The following is a 19,961-nucleotide window of genomic DNA, read 5'->3' as shown; positions in this document are numbered from 1 at the left end:
TTTATCGCATCGATAAACTTTGTTCGTTAAGGGTTGCGGTCGGGGTGTATTTGACTTTGTACTCAATTCGAGCTTAGCTTGTATCGACCAGACAATGATTTTAATCAAGAATTTTGTCGCATTTGCTTGCGGCAGCAAACCTCCTCTATTTATCGTTTTAACACCGCGTTGAGGACTGATTATGCTCAGTGATGACGGCCATGCAAAACTCTCTCACCCACTATTAGACACATTTAGTCAAATTGAGGCATCACAGCCTGGCCTTGCTTCTTGTCTTGATGCTTTGGGGTTATATCATCCCACGCAATATGTTCTTAGATTGAGTTATTCAGTACACAAGCTGGTCGATAGTGTCACTAAAAAAAAGAACGGGGATATAACTTGGGAAGAGTTTCAAGCTTTTTCGACATATCTCCACGAAACCGTTCACTGGTGGCAATTCATTGGCTCGACCATAGGCTTTATGTTGAGTATGGGTTATCCCGCGCAAACGCATAATAATATGGAAGCGCTGCAACACCTCGCAAAATCGAAGAAAGCCAAAAAGCCACTCATGGCGTGGGCTGAATCGGAGATGCGCAGAGGCAAAGATCATACGGATCCAGACATTGCACATGCTAACACCGTAACAAACAATACGTTGGATATAGCGTTTTACAGATCGCTAATCATGAATGCTTCGGGCATTAAACAGATAGCGACTTTAAATTATTTTGAGTCAAAGGCTCATGCTTTCAACGTTGCATACAATGCTACATTAAACATCCTAAAAAGTATGTTTGATCCTGAGTCGGAGTTTCTTCCTAATCCTGACGATTGGCACGACGATTTTGAGAGTAACAAGGTCGCCAAACTTAGCGGTTTTTTCTATGGCTCCCCTATAAAGCTATATCCTATTCGAGGGTTTGATATCATTGAAGGTCAGGCTAGGTTCATTCAGCTACAGTTTCTGTCAGCTGTAACCGAAAATAAGATAACGTTCGAGCAAATTGAAAAAGAGGGTTACCTACAAGGAGTATATGGTGAGGCGTTCAAGTTGTTTCTACAGTTAACAAATAGTGAGGCGCCTAAGCTAATCGATAGTCCTCTTGTTGCGCTGTATCTTCTTGTTTGTGATATATCACTTAATCCTTCTGAAGGTTTCCCAAAGGCAGTAACTTGCATGAAGGATTTCATTAGTGTTGCCGATTGTAATTATCGGTTTCTAGCACTTTGCAGGGCTGTGAAAGAAAACTCTCACTTAAAATTTCATATTAAGGATTACAGCAAAAAAGAATACCTCGAGGTGGCGCAAATACTGACGCATAGCAGTGGCCTCGAGCATCCATATGAAATACCTACTTTGATATCTACATGGAAAAAAGATAGAGGCTCAATCCAAGAGCTATTAAGGCAGCAAGACAGTTTTGATTATGATCCAGAAAGTATTGCCATTCGTGTCCTCTTCTCGCATTTTATAACTTTTAACTTGGATAAGCTTGAGGCTCCAGAATTTTTCTGTTGGGCAGGAAAACATTTTACGTTTGGAGAGGAGTTTAGGAAGTATCAAGATATCTGGTTGAGAAATTTATCATTGTATAGTGATCATTCTGAAGAGCAGACGATTTTACCACGTATGATTCCTGGAAAAACTGAAGCTAATATAAAAAAGACGTTCAACGCATTTTACGCTGCGAACCTTGTATATAACTTGAGTAGCCAGTGGGTAACTGGGCAGGGGGAATTTAAATATGAGTTCTCTTGGCTTACAGAGCGAGAAGATTCTGGAGTAATAAAGGATAAAACAAGTCGTTTGTTTGAAAATATTTTTAAAATTCATCCTGATGATATTAGCTGCTGAATAGCTGTAGTCGGCCCTTGATGGTGCGCTCTGATTGTATTGGCAGATGTGTAGTTTTTTGGGGTGAGGGGCTTAAGTGCGATATGGCTGGTGTGCACTGGAAGGGAATTTAGTTGGCAGACTATGTCGATAATTGCGACATTGGGTTGTTTGTGTGTGGAAGGCTCGGAATTAATAATGCTGTTCATTTAAACGGTATTTATTCCGAGATGTGATGCGCATGTTGAAATGAGCGACGCTAGGCTTGTCAAATATCGAATGTTCAATTGAGTCAAATTCAGCCTGAAGTAGACGTCAGCTATTGGCCGGTAGCAGCCTGTCACGAAAGGCTTGCTACCGGCCAGAAACAGTCGTTCTGGAAGGCCGGAACCGGCCAAAAGCGCTCGCTGGACAGCCCAGATATCAGTCGATAGGCTCAGCTTCCACGGAGCCTCAGGGGCCTACACAGACAGCATTTATCAGCCCTGCTCCAAAAAAACTCTCTAGGCCAAACAAAAAATATGGGAAGCCAGCAATCCCACCATCAAAAACGAAGGGGCTACAAGCTCATAAAAACTTCAAAAATCACTTTTAATCTGCTCAGCAGTTAACACTCTAGCAGTAATCCTCTCTACCTCGCGAGATGAAAACCTTCGGAGGTCACGCAGACTATCTAAAAAGCTAGGAAGTTCGTCTTCACTAGCTATTATAATGTACTTTATATCATCGGCATCAAAGTCTAGCCGGTAATCCTTTACACTTTCACTTGCTGTTATTAGAGTTTCTTCGGTAATGTCTTTTTCGGCATAATACATCTCGCAGGAACTACCAATTTCAGGGACATACCTCCACTCTCGCTCGTCCGAAAATCGGTACATTCCGTAAGACTCACCCTTGCGCTCCAATATCTCTTCGTAGTTTTTTGTATATCTAGCAATATCCGCAATCCTATTGAAGGCCGCAATAGCATCATCATCGTCAGCATCATCTTGCTCATAGTGCGTGATGGCATGCTCATAACTATGTGCAAGATTAGATCGTCGTTGTACATAAAGAACCGGATTTAAGCCTTTTTTGACTGCCCACTCTCTGGTCAGCCCAATACCATAAGAGCCATAACGCGAAAGGTGATCTTTGATCTGAGATAGAGGGATATCACAGAAACTTACCATGGGGACGTGAAGTGTCATGCTTTTCATGCCCCACCATATGCGTTCCCTGCAGTATTTTATTCGAAAGTTATCCGAGAGTATTCCGTCGAGAGCCGCCCGACTATCAGTCAAATGAATTAATGAGCTAGAGCTGAGCGCCATAAAACAAGTTCCAATAAAATAAATGAATATCTAAATTCTTTTTAAAAATATTAACGCTCTAGTCTCGCGACCGCTTGAGCGCATCATGTGCTCGATGCACAAGGCTAACCTCGTAGAGAATCGCACACAATCCTACCCCTGCTCAAAATAAACTGACGCCCTTTGGTTGTTCGATGCACTCCGCGAGTGGCTGCGTAGGTGGATCCCTACCAATCACCAATGACAGCTATGGGTCGATAGAAGGCGTTCGTGAAAAGATGGTATCAGCCGTACTGTGCCCCGGGTCAACCTCCAGGTTGTGCCAGTCATGCGTAGGGGGCGCTTCCTATAAGAAGGCTTGAGAAATCTGGGCAGCAAGCAAAACAGAAGCCTATGAAAAGATCAAATACATCGAGGGCGGTAGCGTCATTAGCGGAATGTTAGGTGGTGCTGCGGCAGGTGTGGTCATGCGGCGGAGCCCCATAGTGCTGCTTTCCGGCACGACAGTGATGTTTAGGTAAATCAAGAATACTAAAATGACAAAAAAGGGCCCATCTAGGCCCTTTTTCAGGTGCAGCGATCTTACTTTTTCAGCCAGCTTTCAACCACGTCGGAACCGTGTTGGGTTTTCCACTCTTTCAGGGTCTTGTGATTGCCACCTTTGGTTTCAACCACTTCACCAGTCTGCGGGTTCTTATACGTCTTCAGCTTTCGAGGTTTACGCGTGCCTGGCGTTTGAGCATGCGCTTGGCCGCGTGCTCTGCTCTGTGGGTCTAGTAGGTTGACGATGTGCTTGAGACTGAAGCCGTACTGGGCGAGCAATTCACGGAGCTTGGTTTCAAACTCGATCTCTTTTTTCAGGGCTCCGTCGTTCTTCAGTGTTTCCAACGCATGGAGCTGTTCGGCCAGATGTTTTTCAAGCTGACGGTATTCGGCAAGTTTTGACATTAGCACTTCCTAATTTATTTGTTGAAGATATCTATCTGAATAGCATTACAGCATAGAGTTCAGGCTAACTTCGACCTTTTAACTGGTTTTCGATGAGGTTCATTTCGTTCTTGATCAAGTTGACCGTTAGTGCCTGAACCTTAGAGATCTTTCCGGTGTTGATATCCACAACTTTCATCAGCGCGATCAAATGACTTTTGCGCGCCTTTAAAGTGTCAGTCCAGCTAGCACTGCTTTGTATTGGAGTAGTCATGATTTTTTCTTCCATGCGATTCTAAACGGCCCGCTTCGGCGGGCTATTTCGGGTTCACGCTGCCAGCAGATCCTCTAAAGTAATACTACGGGCCGCAGCGGCCAGTTCTGAATCACCAAGGTTCGAATGAAAAGGGCCGAATCGAGGTACATCCAGCTTGGAGAAACCGTATCCCGAGCTCCCCTTTTGGTAGCTCACGGCAAGTATCCGTGCACCTATAGCAATCAGTTGATTTGTAACGGCGTTCCACTCTTCGTCTAGCGTAAGCCCTACTGCACTGAGGGCTGCTTTTTTGGCGTCGTCTGCTCGCTGCCTGGCGTTTGAGATTTGCATTTCGAGGGAGTCGAGTTCCGCCTGTAAAGCTACGAGGATGAGCTCCTGCCTTCTAACGTGCTCATCTGTGGTTGCGAGTTGCTTGGCTGCCTTCTGAATTTCGCCGTTGGCAGCTTTTTCGCCTTCGCTGTCGCCACTGGCGAGACTTCTGGCATACAGACTTGCAGCGTCTCTTTCTGCTTGCTGCGCTTTTTCCAGGGATTGCTCCGCATCCGTCCGAATCGTCAGAAGGCGCTCATTCAAGTGCGACTGTGTCCGTTCCAACGCTTCGACCTCAGCAGCAGTTTCGGACATGGTCTGGATCGACTGCGATTTGATCTCGTCGACCTGCTCCATGCGTTCTAAGTACGCGATCTTCTTATCGATACGTTCAATTTCGGATGGGATGCCTCGTAAGCGGCTGTTGGCAGATGATAGTCGCTCCATAGCTTCACGCCCCTCAGGGCTTCCTATCATGTTGCCGTTCGGGCTGTAGTTGCTGGGGGCGTTGCGCCACTCGGCCTCCAGAACAGGAATACTGTTTTCGATGGTGTCGCGCTCAGCGACCAGAGCGGCTCGTTGCTGTTTCAATTCATTCATTTTCATGTTCATGGTCCTTGATGAGTTTTGATTACGTTGATTTGGCTGGCGAGGCCGGGAGTGAGCCGGCGTTACCTCGATCAGCTGAGATGCCCTCAGGCAGCCCGAGCCTCGCTGTCATCCGTTCCCGGAATTGCTTTCACGATGTAGCAGCGCTGTTGGCCTAAGCCGGGCAATCGCACCAGGCTTGATGCCTTGCCGTCGCTGCTCGGCTCCAGCACACCGCGTTGCAAGAGTTCCTTGTTTACTGCGGTAAGGTTCATGCCCCGGAAGATCTCCGAGCGCCAAGCCTCGGTCAGCACGTAGTAGGTATTTGTGGTGTGCAGGGTGTCGCCCATGCCGTGCTCCAGCGTCTTGCGAAAGCCGAGGCGGTCGATCGTGCGTGGGCCGTGTTCGTCGATCTTGGCTGCAGTCGATTCCCAGCGGGTGAAGCGGCTTTCGCCGAAGCGCTCGATGAACTGTCGCAGCCTCGTCGATATTGCATCGCCCTCGAAATTACCGGCGCCGCCACGTTCGTTTAGCCAAGCACTCAGGCACACGCGAGCGGCCGTGGTGGCGGTCCCGTCCGGCCAGCCGGTGATACCCATCGCGGTGGCCAGCTCGCCTGCGGCTGCCGCGAGACCGAAACGAGCGGCGGCACGGTGAGCCTGCCCACTCGCGGATGCAGGAAGCGATTTGGCAATAAAGCCTTCCAGCGTGCGGCGCAGGATGACCGCCCAGCCGTGGCGTTTGGCGGGCTCGCACAGCGCCGTCAGAAATGCAGTGAGCGGGGTGCCGTAGTATTTCGCTACGCGGGCTTTGAGCGCATCGGAGAGCGCTGCCGCATCCTCGAAACCGTTGAGCGTGTCGAACATGCCGAGGCCTTTGCTGGCATCGGCCGGAACGGCGAGCATGCGCACCTCCATGCCCGCTTTCAGTTCCTTGTTGGCTTCGGCCATGTGCTGGGCCAAGGTCTTCTCGCCTGTGGAGAGGAACAGCAGGCGCCACTCTTGTACCTGTCGGCCTGCTTGGCCTCGGTCATTGGCGCGAGCCTTCCCGGTGCCGTTGCCGAGCATGTAGACCGTTTCGCCAATGATGCGCGGATCGCACATGCCGATTTCATCCAGTACCAGGAGGCCATCAGAATGCGCGGCAGCGATGGACTCCAGCGCGTTGTCAGTCGAGCGCCACGAACGCACCAAGCGCGGTCCGCCATAGATCGAGGTGGCAACTTGCAGGTGAGTGGTCTTGCCGCCGGAGCTGTCGCCGTACAGGTGGAAGCCGCCCGACTCATGGCCAAGCATGTGTAGTAGCGGACCCGCGAAGGCCACCCCGACGACGAACGCTAGGCGATGATTGCCAACGCACAATGCGCCGATCTGCTGTTGCCATTGTTCGAGCGTGCCCGCTTCGCTGATCGGTGGAAGCTGTGCACCGGCGTCATAGAAGTGCAGATGTTCGCTGTGCGTGCCAACCTGCTGCTCGGGCAACAGAAAGGCGTTGTCGTGCCACCCCAAGCGGGTTACAAGACGTGCACGTTCCGCGCTGTCAAATCCGCCGAGATAACTCTGCAAGTCATTGCGTGCGTTGCGTCCCGAGCGGCTACCGGCGAGGCGCAGGCCCATGTCTACCAGCGGCCCAAGCACGTCCTTGCCGAAGTCGCCAGTCATCGTGCGTGCCGGAATGTTCCAGCGTTTTTTGGTGCCGTCTGGATCGTCGAACTCGACCAGCAGACCCCAGTTCTGGCCCTTGTCATCACGCGTACGAGCGAGGATCGCCAGAGGTGAGCAGACCGGACGCGCCTCGCCGTCGTCACCGGCATAAAACACGCCTTCGGACGTCAGGCGAAAGCCTCCCGGCATTAGGTCGTTTTTCGATTTGGTCGGGCGCTTGGGCGCTGCTTTAGGCTTCTGTTCGGGTTCTGGTTCAACGTGTGCAACAACCGTTTTTTCCTCGATCACAGCGAACAGTTCACCGCTGCTTTCCAGCGCGACGAAGTGGGCGGCGGTCCAGCCTTTGGCGATTGCATCGGCGGCATCGTCGCCGTCGTCCCATTGACCACCTTTGGCGAAATCGGCGCGGCCATTCTTAAGCGTCGGCTTGCGCTTGAACATCTCCAGTGCGACGACCCGCACCGACGCGGCACCGATCTCGCGCAGCCTGTCTGCCACGGTTTCCATGCATGCTGTGCCGCTAACGTCATTGTCTGGCCACAACAATACGTCGCGACCTTCGAGCTGTGTCAGGTCGGCTTTGTGCCAAGAGTTGGAGCCGTTCGGCCAGCATGTGGCCACGTGGTTGGGCAGCAATTCGGCGGCGGCATCGGCAGCTTTCTCGCCTTCGCACAGAACCACCGGTGCGTCACCGCGCTGGGCCAGTTCATCAAGGCGCAACAATGGACGCGGATCTGGCAGACCCTGCCAGCGCCATTGCTTGGTTTGGCCATCGGGGCGCTCGCACCATGTAAGTGGTGCAAATACCTTCTTCGGCTTGCCGTCATCATCGGGCGTGAGGTCGAAGCGGTAGAGCGCCATAAGCGGTTGGCCTTGTGTGTCACGGTAGATCCACACCTTGGACGGTGCGCCGTGCTGCCGATGCTTGGCAGGGCACTTGTTCATAGCCTCCGCTGGGATCGGCTGAATGGCAATCCACTCAGGGGCTTTCTTATTGGCAGGCGCGATCTTCGCCTTGGCGGTGCCGGGCGCAACATTAAGCAGGTCTGCCAATTTGTTGCAGGCCTCGACGTCGGTGCCGCCGTCCAAATAGCGCACCAAATCAATCAGGTCGCCGCCCTTGTCGCCGGTGGCGAAGTCGGCCCAGGTGCCTTTGCTCAAGTTGATCTTGAGCGAACCGGCACGCTTGTCACTGCGAGTAGGGTTAGGAGCGGTGTATTCCTTGCCACCGTCGACGCGCTTGCCGTTGGGCAGCCAGTGCGACAAGACACGATCAATGTCTTTCAGCGCGGCGGCTTTCACGTCGGCAAAGCTTGGACGTTTCGTGTTGCTGTTCGGGCGCTGGCTCATGTGTCAGCCCTCGGCAGAAACAGTGCGTCGTTGATGTCGTCGATCAGCGCTTTGGCCATTTCGCCTAGGTACAGAGCAGGCCAACTGAAACGCTCACCGCTGTCGCTCATGGCGGCGTCGAAGTTGAGTTGGTTGGCGTGATGCTGCAGCAGGGAAACCATCTCCAGTGCATCCTCGACCGGTACTCCGGCATTGACCCGGAACAACTTCAAATCGGAGGCGTTCGCGCGCGTGAAGGTGGCATGCCCGAGTGTGGTGGAGGTGTTCATAGCGCACCGCCTTTCTGCGCGGCGGGCATCGAGGTGGAGTCGCCGTGCAAGGTCAGTGTTTTAATCAAACCAAGAGTGCCGCGCACGTCCCAGAGGACGGCAGCGATGACATGATTAGCGAGGCGCGAGGAGTCGTTTTCGAAGTGTTCTTCAAGCAGCGTCAGAACCGAGTCGGCACGAGCAATGGCGCAGGTGATGGCGTCGATTGGCACACCGGCTTCTACGGTCGGACTCACGCAGAGCAGGTCTTCGGGCAGGGCGAAACTCAAAGCGTTGTTCATTGGGCACCGCCTGCGGTTTCGAGTGCGCGGGCTTTGGCCATGTGAGCGTTGTAACGGGAGAGGCGTGTAGCGAGGCTGGAATTGGCGTGTAAAGCGGCGAGAGCCATTGCACGGTGTGCAGCGGCGCGAATTTTGGACGGATTGAGGGCGTGTTGCATTTGTGAAGGCTCCTTGTACTGAGGAACCGCCACCGTCTGCCGCCAAGCAGATTAGGGTGACGGATTGCGCAGGATTGGCGGACCGGCGTACAAGGAGACCGGCGCACCCGAGGGTGCTCCTACGCAACCCGCCATAACATGGGAATGCGGGCACAAAAAAAGCGCCTGCAATCGTAATGGGGGCGCTGTTGCGCCTTGTACTGTTTGGGCCGCCAAGCCCAATCGCTGAGTTTGCAGCGACTTTCAGAGAGTAACGCCCGCTTTTCGAAAGTGCAACCGTGCGTATAACTTGCGAAATTTTCAGGTGCGGCATAAATTGATCTGGCATGTAGATTTACCTCAACGCCTCCGGATCGCTCCCGGGGGCGTTTTCATTTCAGGCATGAACTTCCCAGCGCAGGGAAAGCAGGGGCAGGAAGTCACCATCGATCATGGCGCGAGCATCTTCGTAGGCGGCTGCTTGCTGGCCTTCGTCGACAGTCACTGCATTGAATTTTTCGGTGTGGAAGGTAATGGCGCACCAGGTGCCGTCAGGCCAACTGAGCACACCAACGACGCGACTTTGTTTTTCCTGCCGGCTGCGATAACGCTCAAGGCGTTGCATGTAACGCGGCGAAAAACCGACTTGGCGCAGAATTGAGAAGGGTTGCAACACTGCCCTAGTGATAGGTCTTTTTCTCATGCTGCCACCCGATCACGTGCAGCGATGCGCGCGCGAGTCCATGCTTGAATCTCTCCGAGCACCCACGCGACTGGCGCACTTCGGGCGTTGCTGTTACTCAGCTTCACCGGGAGTGGAAATCCACTCTCAGGTTGGCGCATTAGCTTGTAGATGGTCGGACGGGCAAGCCCAACGATTGATACCACCTCGGGCATACGGATGAGAGTTGTGGCGGGGTCGTGTGAAGCAAGGTGTTTTATTGCGGTAGTCATAGCGATCCAAACCTGCGTTTATTGAGACGACAGGCCATACGCTACGGAGAGGGAAGGAAGCGGACTGTGTCCGTTCCCTTTTTTATTTGAGTGGTCTAAGACCTAGCGCGGTCAAATGATCACGAATGGTTTTCTTTGTGCCGTGCACGGTCTGGTCGAAAAGGAGATTGGTTAGCTCCGCATCTGTAAGGTTTCGCTTTTCAATTCTCCGACCAGCAATAATCTTCTCAGCGGCGGCCTTTATCTTTGATCGCCGATCCATCGTCTCTGTTTGTGTTTTAGAGCTAGCATCTTGATTGCCTCTGCCAGCCTCCTGTCCGCGTTTAGATGCCTTCGCTGAGAAAGCTTCGTCTAGTAGTCGGAGCATCAGACTCGATGTGTTGAAGCCATTTTTTGATACATCTATGCTTTCCACCTGGCGATAGAGGTTTGCCATCAACAATGCCTGGTTAGCCTCACCTTTTAAGGCGGCAAATTGCTCTCTCGCTTCAATTTCAAAACCGGCGCGGCGATCTCGCTCTTTGTCGATAAGGGCAGCGTACTGGCGGGGTGAGTCATTTCTTAGCCCCTCTATCAGATCCGCATCGATATCGTAGGTAGCGACCTCGAGCTCGAAGAGCCAATTTGCTAGTGCTTCCACAGCTTGTACGCCGAGTACTAGGGCAAAAGCTGCAACGAGTTGTGAGTCTGTAGCTGGATGATCGACCCCAATAAAACTTCGAATGACGTTAGGCAGTGATGCTGCCTCCGCAGAGCTTGCACGTTCATCGATAGCATCTCGGAGTCGGAACAAGGTTCTTGTGACGGATTCTGCACTGTTCGCGTAGGAGCCATCCTCAAGCCAGAATGATGTTGCCAAGCCGATGAGGTCGAAAGCTTCTCGGAAATGTTCGCTGAAATGGGGATACAACGCTAACTCGCGCACTGCTAGTTCAACGTCATCCATGTCCCAAACCAGGCACATCACGTCGATCCCTGCGATCTCTAGTTCTTCAGCTTCAATGCCTAGTTCAATATCCATTTAGTCCACCCCTCGCCCCGAGACAGGTGTGCTGTTCCAGCGTCGTGCATTTGATAAAACTGCTGCCGACAGAAAGGACGCGAGGATATTTCTGTTACACGACTTCGCGTCGTTACACTTGAGGTATTCGAGGTGTGAACAACGTGTAACTGACGAAAAACTGTTTATTATCAATATGTTAGTCGATGTTGTTACACCCGTAACACGCGTTACACCGATTTTTGAGAGGGGGCGATATGCGCTCATACCGCCTTCCCAAACTGTCCCTGCACCACGTTACCCGCCACCAACTTCTCAAGGTGGTCGGCATACCACTGCATCATCACTACACGCTGTTCAAGGTATTGAGCCTTGTTATATACCCCTGAAATGCCTTCCTCTTTGTGGGCAAGCTGCGCCTCAACGTGTTCTTTTGGCCAGCCATGTTCTCGAAGCAACGTGCTCGCTGTGTGGCGAGTCCCGTGTCCAACGAGGCGACCTTTGTAACCTATGGTGGCGAAAACCTTGTTAATTGTGTTTTCACTGATGGTCGGATTTTTTGCTCCGACTCCGGGGAAGAGCCAGCGGCTGCGACCGGTTAAGCAGTGCAGTTCTTTCAGCGCCGCAACAGCTTGGTGGGGAAGAGGGCATACAAAATCCCGACGCATCTTCATCTTGGAGGCAGGCGTGGTCCAAATTGCTTTCTCAAGGTCGAACTCCTTCCATTCAGCCAAACGTACCATTCCCGGTCTTGATGCCGTCCATACACAAAGCCATGCCGCAGTGCGGGCTGTCAGCCTGCTTGGAGTGTTTTTCAGTGCCTGGAGGAATTCAGCCAGCTCAGGCTCCAGTAAATGTGGATGCTGCTGAGTCTTAGGGGCTTGGGCTGCAATATCGCGCAGACGGCTGCCGGGATCATTTTCAGTAAGGCCTAAGCCGATGGCTCGCCCGAAGATCTGATTTATCCAGGTGCGACACTTTTCAGCCACGTTGTGTGCGTCCCGGGCTTCGATGGATGCCTGGAGCTCTGCACAATCGGTACGCGTGATTTCATCTAGAGGCTTGTCTCCCAGTGCCGGGAGTATGTCCTTGTCGAGGTAGGTGCGGATTTTGTTGAGGGTGGAGGATGCGAGCCCTTTTTCCTCTTTTGCCTTGAGCCAGGCATCAGCAGCAGCTCGAAAGGTTCGGGTTTTGGCCGCATCGATAGCAGCTTTCGCGGATCGCTTTTGCTCAAGGGGGTCGGCACCACTGCTCACTACTTTGCGTAGATCGGCAGCTTTGTCCCGTGCCAACGCACCACTTACTTCCGGATAACCCCCGAGCCCCATCCAAGCCCAATTGCCCGCCGGACGTTTGTAGCGGAGCTGCCAGGATTTACCACCATCAGGTTTGACCCTGAAGTAGAGGCCGTTTCCGTCCAGCTCCCGGTATTCCTTTGATTCCGGCTCCAGCCCCGCAAGCGTCGTGTCTGCGAGAGGGCGGCGCTTGATATCTGCGCGCTTCATCCTTGTATCCCAAAGTTCGGTATTTTTCTCAGGATACAAGCAGGGATACAGGGATACAACGGATAAAGGGATACAGAGGTAGATAGCCAGACACAAAAAAACCGGCTCAAATGGCCGGTTTCTCTGGGTCTGAGAGTCTGGTAGAGACTTTCAGATACTGCTATATGGTGCCCCGAGGGAGACTCGAACTCCCACTCCTTTCGAAAACGGATTTTGAATCCGCCGCGTCTACCAATTCCGCCATCAGGGCTCAATGGCGGCGAAGTATAGAGATGAGATTACCGTCGGTCAATCAGGTACATAGAGAATTTTCACTATTTCGGCTAGACTTCCGGCCCCTGCTAGACGAACCCCATCATGCGCGTTGCTGACTTTACTTTCGAACTCCCTGATTCGCTGATTGCTCGCCACCCTTTGGCCGAGCGTCGCAACAGTCGCCTGTTGACCCTTGATGGGGTCAGCGGCGCCCTGGCACACCGTCAATTCACTGATTTGCTCGAGCATTTGCGTCCGGGCGATTTGATGGTGTTCAACAATACCCGGGTGATTCCGGCGCGGCTGTTTGGCCAGAAGGCTTCCGGCGGCAAGCTGGAAATCCTGGTGGAGCGAGTGCTCGACAGTCATCGCGTGCTGGCCCATGTGCGCTCCAGCAAGTCGCCCAAGCCAGGTTCGAAGATCCTGATCGATGGCGGTGGCGAGGCTGAAATGCTCGCGCGTCACGATGCGTTGTTCGAGCTGGGGTTTGCCGAAGAGGTGTTGCCGCTGCTCGACCGTGTCGGGCACATGCCGCTGCCACCTTATATAGATCGCCCGGATGAAGGCTCGGACCGCGAGCGTTATCAGACGGTGTACGCCGAGCGCCTGGGCGCGGTGGCGGCGCCGACGGCGGGGCTGCATTTCGATCAGCCGCTGATGGAGGCAATTGCCGCCAAGGGCGTCGAGACCGCGTTCGTGACCTTGCACGTCGGTGCGGGCACGTTCCAGCCAGTGCGCGTCGAGAAGATCGAAGATCACCACATGCACACTGAATGGCTGGAAGTCGGTCAGGACGTGGTCGATGCCGTGGCGGCGTGCCGCGCTCGCGGTGGTCGTGTGGTGGCGGTGGGGACCACCAGCGTGCGTTCCCTGGAAAGCGCCGCGCGTGATGGCGTGCTCAAGCCGTTCAGTGGCGACACGGACATCTTTATCTACCCGGGCCGGCCGTTTCATGTGGTCGACGCCCTGGTCACCAACTTCCATTTGCCCGAATCCACGCTGTTGATGCTGGTTTCGGCGTTCGCCGGTTATCCCGAGACCATGGCCGCCTATAAAGCCGCCGTCGACAACGAATACCGCTTTTTCAGCTACGGTGATGCGATGTTTATCACCCGTAATCCCGCACCACGTGGCCCTGAGGACAAAGAATGAGTCGCCAAAGTCGTATGTCGTTTGAGTTGCTTGCCACAGACGGCAAGGCTCGTCGCGGTCGTTTGACCTTCCCTCGCGGTACCGTCGAGACCCCGGCCTTCATGCCGGTGGGCACGTACGGCACGGTCAAGGGCATGCTGCCGCGGGATATCGTCGCCACTGGCGCGGAAATCATTCTGGGCAACACCTTCCACTTGTGGCTGCGCCCTGGCACCGAAGTGATCAAGAAGCACGGCGACCTGCACGATTTCATGCAGTGGAAAGGCCCGATTCTGACCGACTCCGGCGGTTTCCAGGTGTTCAGCCTGGGCGCCATGCGCAAGATCAAGGAGGAGGGCGTGACCTTCGCCTCTCCTGTGGACGGCGCCAAAGTCTTCATGGGCCCGGAAGAGTCGATGCAGGTCCAGCGTGACCTGGGCTCGGACATCGTGATGATTTTCGACGAATGCACGCCATACCCGGCCGACGAAGACGTCGCGCGGGTATCGATGGAGCTGTCGTTGCGCTGGGCCAAGCGTTCCAAGGAAGCTCATGGCGACAACACGGCGGCGCTGTTTGGCATCGTTCAGGGCGGCATGCACCAGGATCTGCGCATGCGCTCCCTGGAAGGCCTCGACAACATCGGCTTCGATGGCCTGGCCATTGGCGGTCTGTCGGTGGGCGAGCCCAAGCACGAAATGATCAAGGTGCTGGATTACCTGCCGGGTCAGATGCCGGCTGACAAACCTCGTTACCTTATGGGCGTTGGCAAACCGGAAGATCTGGTTGAGGGTGTGCGCCGCGGTGTGGACATGTTCGATTGCGTGATGCCAACCCGTAATGCCCGCAATGGGCATCTTTTCATTGATACCGGCGTGCTGAAGATCCGTAACGCGTTTCATCGCCATGATGATTCGCCGCTCGATCCGACCTGCGATTGCTATACCTGCCAGAACTTCTCCCGTGCTTATCTGCATCACCTGGACAAGTGCGGCGAAATGCTGGGGAGCATGCTCAATACCATCCATAACTTGCGTCATTATCAAGTGCTTATGGCTGGTTTGCGCGAGGCTATTCAACAGGGTACATTGGCCGCCTTTGTCGATGCCTTCTACGCCAAACGCGGGTTACCTGTTCCGCCTTTGGACTGAGTTTTCTGACCCCAAGATTCAACATTTGCAACTGGAGTGCTAAATGAGCTTTTTTATCTCTAATGCCATGGCTGACGCTGCTGCACCGGCAGCTGCCGGCCCAATGGGTGGCGGTTTTGAGTGGATTTTCCTGGTCGGTTTCCTGGTCATCTTCTACCTGATGATCTGGCGTCCACAGGCCAAGCGCGCCAAAGAGCAGAAGAACCTGCTGAGCAGCCTGCAGAAAGGCGACGAAGTTGTGACCACCGGTGGTATCGCCGGCAAGATCACTAAAGTAGCCGACGATTTCGTTGTTCTGGAAGTTTCCGACACTGTCGAAATGAAGTTCCAGAAGGGCGCCATTGCCGCGACGCTGCCAAAAGGCACGCTGAAAGCGATCTAAGTTTCAACTTCATATTCAATCGACGGGGCGCGCAAGGCGCCCCGCGTCATAACGGGCGGCGTGATGCTGAACAAATACCCTCTGTGGAAATACATTCTGATCCTGGCGGTGCTGGCGGTCGGTCTGATTTATTCCGCTCCCAATCTATATCCTGATGACCCGGCCATTCAGGTCAGCGGTGCAAGTACTGCGCTGTTGGTCAATCAGGCTGATCTGGACCGCGTGAGCACTGCGCTCAAGGAATCCGGGATCAGCGTCAAGGCGGCCACTCTGGCGGCAAACGGCAAGGGCGGCCTGATCCGTCTGACCAAGGCTGAAGATCAGCTGCCGGCCAAAGACGTCGTGCGCAAGGCCTTGGGTGATGACTACGTCGTTGCACTGAACCTGGCGCAAACCACCCCGCAATGGCTGCGCAGCCTGGGCGCGCACCCGATGAAGCTGGGTCTGGACTTGTCCGGTGGTGTGCACTTCCTGCTCGAAGTGGACATGGACAAAGCCCTCGACGCACGCCTGAAAGTCTACGAAGGCGACGTCAAGAGCCTGTTGCGTAAAGAGAAACTGCGCTATCGCAGCCTGCCGCAACTCAACGGTGCCATTCAGCTGGGTTTCAGTGATGAAGCTTCCCGCGAACAGGCCCGCGCGCTGGTCCGCAAGAATTTCAACGATTTCGACATTGTTCCGGCCGACCTCAATGGCCAACCGGTGCTGCGTCTGGCGATGACCCCGGCCAAGCTGGCGGAAATCCGCGAATACTCCATCAAGCAGAACTTGACCACGGTACGTAACCGCGTCAACGAGCTGGGTGTTGCCGAACCGATCGTCCAGCGTCAGGGCGCCAACCGCATCGTGGTTGAGCTGCCAGGCGTGCAGGACACCGCAGAAGCCAAGCGTATCCTCGGCAAGACGGCCAACCTCGAGTTCCGTCTGGCTGCTGAGCCGGGTGCCTCCAAAGCCACTTCCGAAACCTTCGAGTTCCGTGAAGGCAAGCGTCCGCCTGCACAGATCGAGCGTGGCCTGATCATCACTGGCGACCAGGTAACTGACGCCAAGGCTGGCTTCGGCGAGCACGGCACGCCAGAAGTGAACATCCGTCTGGATGGCCACGGTGGCGAGCTGATGAGTCGTGCGACTCGCAGCAACGTGGGTCGCAGCATGGCGGTGATCTTCATCGAGCAGCGCCCGGTGACCACTTACGTCAAGCAAATGGTCAACGGCGTCGAGAAAGACGTACCGGTACAAACGTTTAAAGAAGAGAAGAAGATCATCAGCCTGGCGACCATCCAGTCGCCGCTCGGTGCTCAATTCCGCATCACTGGCCTGAACGGCCAGGGCGAGTCGTCCGAACTGGCGCTGCTGTTGCGTGCCGGTGGTCTGGCTGCACCGATGTACTTCGCTGAAGAGCGCACCATTGGCCCGAGCCTGGGTGCTGACAACATCACCAAAGGTATCGATGCATCGTTGTGGGGCATGCTGTTTGTCTCGCTGTTCATCATCGCCATCTACCGCTTCTTCGGCATCATCGCCACCGTCGCACTGGCTGTGAACATGGTGCTGCTGCTGGCCTTGATGTCGCTGCTGGGTGCAACGCTGACCCTGCCGGGTATCGCCGGTATCGTGTTGACGATGGGTATGGCGGTCGACGCCAACGTACTGATCTTCTCGCGGATTCGTGAAGAGATCGCGGCAGGCATGACGGTACAACGGGCAATCAACGAAGGCTTCGGCCGGGCATTCACCGCGATTCTCGACGCCAACCTGACAACACTGTTGGTCGGCGGGATTCTCTTTGCGATGGGCACCGGTCCCGTCAAAGGCTTCGCAGTGACCATGTCCCTCGGGATCTTTACCTCGATGTTCACGGCCATCATGGTGACCCGCGCGATGGTCAACCTGATCTTCGGCGGTCGTGACTTCAAGAAGTTGTGGATTTAAGGGGCTGCCATGTTACGTACAATCAACTTCATGGGCGTTCGCAACTTTGCGTTCGGCGTCACATTGTTCCTCACCGCGCTGGCCATTTTCAGTGTCTTTCATAAGGGCATGAACTGGGGCCTGGACTTCACCGGCGGTACGCTCATTGAGCTGACCTACGAGCGTCCGGCCGATGTCACCAAGGTGCGTGAGCAACTGGTTACAGCGGGTTATCACGAGGCAATCGTGCAGAGCTTCGGTGCAACTACCGATTTGCTGGTGCGTATGCCGGGTGAAGACCCGCAGCTGGGTCACCAGGTTGCCGAGGCCTTGCAGAAGGTCGGTGGCGATAACCCAGCGGTGGTCAAGCGCGTTGAGTTCGTCGGTCCTCAGGTCGGTGAAGAGCTTCGCGACCAGGGCGGCCTCGGCATGCTGATGGCGTTGGGCGGCATCCTGATCTACCTGGCTTTCCGCTTTCAGTGGAAGTTCGCGATCGGTGCCATCGTTTCCCTGATCCACGACGTGATCGTGACCATCGGTATCCTGTCGTTCTTCCAGATCACCTTCGACCTGACGGTGCTGGCGGCGGTACTGGCGATCATCGGTTATTCGCTCAACGACACCATCGTGGTATTCGACCGGGTTCGTGAGAACTTCCGTGTTTTGCGCAAGGCCAGCCTGATCGAGAACATCAACATCTCGACCACGCAAACCCTGCTGCGGACCATGGCGACGTCGATCTCCACCTTGCTGGCGATTGCAGCGCTGTTGTTCTTCGGTGGCGACAACCTGTTCGGCTTCTCCATTGCGCTGTTCATCGGCGTACTGGCGGGTACTTACTCGTCGATCTACATCGCCAACGTGGTGCTGATCTGGCTGAACCTGAACAGCGAGGATCTGATTCCTCCTGCGGCAAGCGAGAAGGAAGTCGACGACCGTCCATAACGGCCATCGCTTTTCCGGTTGTCTGCCAAAAAAGGCGCGAGTTGAACTCGCGCCTTTTTTTGTGCTCCAAGGCTGGGAGAAGCGCGGACATGTTCCGCGGGTGATGGTCAGGAGGTTCATGTGAACAAGTCGTTGCTGGTTGGTGCGGTATTGGGTGCTGTCGGTGTGACTGCCGGGGGTGCTGTTGCCACCTACAGCCTGGTTAAAAGCGGCCCTGAGTATGCGCAAGTTCTAGCCGTTGAACCGGTCAAGACACAGATCAAAACGCCACGTGAAGTGTGCAAGGATGTAGCAGTAACCCGGCAAGCGCCGGTGAAAGACCAACACCAGATCCTGGGTACCGCCATTGGTGCGGTGGCAGGTGGTTTGTTGGGTAACCAGATTGGCGGCGGTACGGGCAAGAAAATTGCCACCGTTGCCGGCGCGGTTGGCGGTGGTTACGCGGGCAACAAGGTGCAGGAAGGTATGCAGAATCGCGATACCTACACCACGACCCAAACTCGCTGTAACACCGTGAATGACATCAGTGACAAGGTCGTCGGATACGACGTTCGTTACTCGCTCGATGGCAAGGAAGGCAAAGTGCGGATGGACCGTGATCCGGGCAACCAGATTCCGGTCGACAAAGAAGGCAAGCTGATCCTGTCGCAGAACAACGAACAGAATCGCTAAATACTCAGGTTTAAGAATCAAAAAGAAGCACCTTTCGGGGTGCTTTTTTTGTGCCCACCATTTATACATCGCCACCGATCCGGTGTGGGAGCGGGCTTGCCCGCGATAGCGAGGTGTCAGTCGACATTAATGGTGCAGGTGATGACGCCATCGCGGGCAAGCCCGCTCCCACAGGGATCTGTGGTGTGCCTGAGGTGGAAATTCAGGCATAAAAAAAGCACCCCGAAGGGTGCTTTTTTGTGCGCGGTCGCTTAGCGTTTCAGCGAGGCCGGCAGGTGCGGCTGGATGGCCGTCAGTACTGCTTTGAAGCACTTGGTGTTACCGGCAACGATGTGGCCTTTTTCAAGGAAATCGTGGCCGCCGGTGAAGTCGCTCACCAAACCGCCGGCTTCCTGGATCAGCAGGGCGCCTGCAGCCATGTCCCACTCGGACAGACCCGACTCCCAGAACGCATCGAAACGGCCGGCAGCTACATAGGCCAGGTCCAGGCTCGCCGAGCCAGCGCGGCGGATGCCGGCAGTCTGGCCAACCAGGGCGCGGAACATGCCGAGGTAGTTGTCGAGGTTGTCCATTTGGTCATCGCGGAACGGGAAGCCGGTACCCAGCAGGGCGCCGTCGAGGCTGGTGCGACCGCTGACGCGCAGGCGGCGACCGTTCAGTTGAGCGCCGCGACCACGGCTGGCGGTGAATTCTTCCTGGCGAACCGGGTCCAGAACAACAGCGTGTTCCAGGCGACCGCGGTATTTGCAGGCGATGCTGACAGCGAAGTGAGGAATGCCGCGCAGGAAGTTGGTGGTGCCGTCCAGCGGATCGATGATCCACAGGTATTCTTCGCCTTCGATCCCGGTGCCAGCATGCATGCCGGTTTCTTCACCCATGATCGAGTGGTTCGGGTAAGCCTTGCGCAGCGCGTCGATGATTTTCTGTTCAGCGGCGCGATCCACCTCGGATACATAATCCTTGGCGTCTTTTTCGTCGACCTTGATGGTATCCAGGCGCTCGATGGAGCGGAAGATCAATTCACTGGCGCTGCGGGCGGCGCGCAGCGCGATATTCAGCATGGGCTGCATGGATGTGTCACCTAAGGTTGTTAAAGAAAGCCGGGCATTCTATCAGAACTTTTCTACAGGTGAAGGTTGGTG

The 19,961-nt window shown here is 54.7% G+C and carries 20 protein-coding genes and 1 tRNA gene; 7 read left to right on the top strand and 14 right to left on the bottom strand.

Annotated features, from left to right (window positions below; all coding sequences use genetic code 11):
- Nucleotides 1-181: 181 nt before the first annotated feature.
- Nucleotides 182-1,840, top strand: coding sequence for a hypothetical protein (locus HNR03_RS25750; RefSeq protein WP_259156687.1), 1,659 nt, complete (start codon nt 182-184; stop codon nt 1,838-1,840).
- A gap of 557 nt (nt 1,841-2,397) precedes the next feature.
- Here the strand turns inward: HNR03_RS25750 and HNR03_RS25745 are convergent.
- From HNR03_RS25745 to HNR03_RS25685, 13 genes are all read right to left on the bottom strand, one after another.
- Nucleotides 2,398-3,018, bottom strand: a complete 621-nt coding sequence (locus HNR03_RS25745) for an abortive infection system antitoxin AbiGi family protein (protein WP_161807459.1) — start codon at nt 3,016-3,018, stop codon at nt 2,398-2,400.
- A gap of 675 nt (nt 3,019-3,693) precedes the next feature.
- Nucleotides 3,694-4,059, bottom strand: coding sequence for a histone-like nucleoid-structuring protein, MvaT/MvaU family (locus HNR03_RS25740; protein ID WP_259156683.1), 366 nt, complete (start codon nt 4,057-4,059; stop codon nt 3,694-3,696).
- Nucleotides 4,060-4,123: 64 nt separating this feature from the next.
- A complete protein-coding gene (locus tag HNR03_RS25735) occupies nt 4,124-4,312 on the bottom strand; it encodes a hypothetical protein (protein ID WP_259156681.1) in 189 nt (62 codons plus the stop codon).
- Nucleotides 4,313-4,366: 54 nt separating this feature from the next.
- On the bottom strand, nt 4,367-5,230 hold the full coding sequence (locus HNR03_RS25730; RefSeq protein WP_259156678.1) for a hypothetical protein: 864 nt from the start codon (nt 5,228-5,230) through the stop codon (nt 4,367-4,369).
- A gap of 89 nt (nt 5,231-5,319) precedes the next feature.
- The gene (locus tag HNR03_RS25725) at nt 5,320-8,226 is read right to left on the bottom strand and encodes a DUF927 domain-containing protein (protein ID WP_259156676.1); all 2,907 of its coding nucleotides are present in this window, start codon (nt 8,224-8,226) and stop codon (nt 5,320-5,322) included.
- On the bottom strand, nt 8,223-8,495 hold the full coding sequence (locus HNR03_RS25720) for a DUF3077 domain-containing protein (protein ID WP_259156673.1): 273 nt from the start codon (nt 8,493-8,495) through the stop codon (nt 8,223-8,225). Before HNR03_RS25720 ends, HNR03_RS25725 begins: the two co-directional genes overlap by 4 nt.
- Nucleotides 8,492-8,776, bottom strand: a complete 285-nt coding sequence (locus HNR03_RS25715) for a hypothetical protein (RefSeq protein ID WP_259156672.1) — start codon at nt 8,774-8,776, stop codon at nt 8,492-8,494. Before HNR03_RS25715 ends, HNR03_RS25720 begins: the two co-directional genes overlap by 4 nt.
- Nucleotides 8,773-8,934: a hypothetical protein gene (locus tag HNR03_RS25710; RefSeq protein ID WP_252882638.1), complete on the bottom strand. Its 162-nt coding sequence runs from the start codon at nt 8,932-8,934 to the stop codon at nt 8,773-8,775. The genes HNR03_RS25715 and HNR03_RS25710 overlap by 4 nt, the downstream gene beginning before the upstream one ends.
- 376 nt (nt 8,935-9,310) lie before the next feature.
- Entirely contained in the window at nt 9,311-9,616 is a 306-nt protein-coding gene (locus tag HNR03_RS25705; protein WP_259156664.1) for a hypothetical protein, read from the bottom strand.
- Entirely contained in the window at nt 9,613-9,867 is a 255-nt protein-coding gene (locus HNR03_RS25700; RefSeq protein WP_172791591.1) for an AlpA family transcriptional regulator, read from the bottom strand. The genes HNR03_RS25705 and HNR03_RS25700 overlap by 4 nt, the downstream gene beginning before the upstream one ends.
- An 82-nt stretch (nt 9,868-9,949) precedes the next feature.
- On the bottom strand, nt 9,950-10,888 hold the full coding sequence (locus HNR03_RS25695) for a hypothetical protein (protein WP_259156660.1): 939 nt from the start codon (nt 10,886-10,888) through the stop codon (nt 9,950-9,952).
- A gap of 242 nt (nt 10,889-11,130) precedes the next feature.
- On the bottom strand, nt 11,131-12,372 hold the full coding sequence (locus HNR03_RS25690) for a tyrosine-type recombinase/integrase (protein WP_259156659.1): 1,242 nt from the start codon (nt 12,370-12,372) through the stop codon (nt 11,131-11,133).
- A 165-nt stretch (nt 12,373-12,537) separates the two neighbouring features.
- Nucleotides 12,538-12,622 (bottom strand) — tRNA-Leu (locus tag HNR03_RS25685).
- 107 nt (nt 12,623-12,729) lie between these two features.
- On the opposite strand from HNR03_RS25685, the gene queA reads away from it, so the two are divergent.
- The 6 genes from queA (at nt 12,730) to HNR03_RS25655 (ending at nt 18,819) form a co-directional block, all read left to right on the top strand.
- Nucleotides 12,730-13,779, top strand: a complete 1,050-nt coding sequence (gene queA / locus HNR03_RS25680) for a tRNA preQ1(34) S-adenosylmethionine ribosyltransferase-isomerase QueA (RefSeq protein ID WP_090180447.1) — start codon at nt 12,730-12,732, stop codon at nt 13,777-13,779.
- A gap of 14 nt (nt 13,780-13,793) precedes the next feature.
- The gene (gene tgt, locus HNR03_RS25675; protein ID WP_167360532.1) at nt 13,794-14,909 is read left to right on the top strand and encodes a tRNA guanosine(34) transglycosylase Tgt; all 1,116 of its coding nucleotides are present in this window, start codon (nt 13,794-13,796) and stop codon (nt 14,907-14,909) included.
- A 43-nt stretch (nt 14,910-14,952) separates the two neighbouring features.
- Nucleotides 14,953-15,291 (top strand): preprotein translocase subunit YajC, encoded by a 339-nt coding sequence (gene yajC / locus HNR03_RS25670; protein ID WP_007916913.1) that lies wholly within the window; start codon nt 14,953-14,955, stop codon nt 15,289-15,291.
- A 63-nt stretch (nt 15,292-15,354) separates the two neighbouring features.
- Nucleotides 15,355-17,223, top strand: coding sequence for a protein translocase subunit SecD (gene secD / locus HNR03_RS25665; protein ID WP_090180453.1), 1,869 nt, complete (start codon nt 15,355-15,357; stop codon nt 17,221-17,223).
- A 9-nt stretch (nt 17,224-17,232) separates the two neighbouring features.
- Nucleotides 17,233-18,147, top strand: a complete 915-nt coding sequence (gene secF / locus HNR03_RS25660; RefSeq protein ID WP_222588338.1) for a protein translocase subunit SecF — start codon at nt 17,233-17,235, stop codon at nt 18,145-18,147.
- 120 nt (nt 18,148-18,267) lie between these two features.
- Nucleotides 18,268-18,819 carry a glycine zipper 2TM domain-containing protein gene (locus tag HNR03_RS25655; RefSeq protein ID WP_222588337.1) on the top strand — a complete coding sequence of 184 codons (552 nt, stop codon included), beginning with the start codon at nt 18,268-18,270 and terminating at the stop codon, nt 18,817-18,819.
- Between the two features lie 251 nt (nt 18,820-19,070).
- Here the strand turns inward: HNR03_RS25655 and suhB are convergent, their stop codons facing one another.
- The gene (gene suhB, locus HNR03_RS25650; protein WP_008014726.1) at nt 19,071-19,889 is read right to left on the bottom strand and encodes an inositol-phosphate phosphatase; all 819 of its coding nucleotides are present in this window, start codon (nt 19,887-19,889) and stop codon (nt 19,071-19,073) included.
- Between the last annotated feature and the right edge of the window lie 72 nt (nt 19,890-19,961).

Source organism: Pseudomonas sp. JAI111, from assembly GCF_024809425.1.
GTDB lineage: Bacteria > Pseudomonadota > Gammaproteobacteria > Pseudomonadales > Pseudomonadaceae > Aquipseudomonas.
Note: the sequence above shows the minus strand (reverse complement) of the source record. Positions and strands in the feature narration are given on the sequence as shown.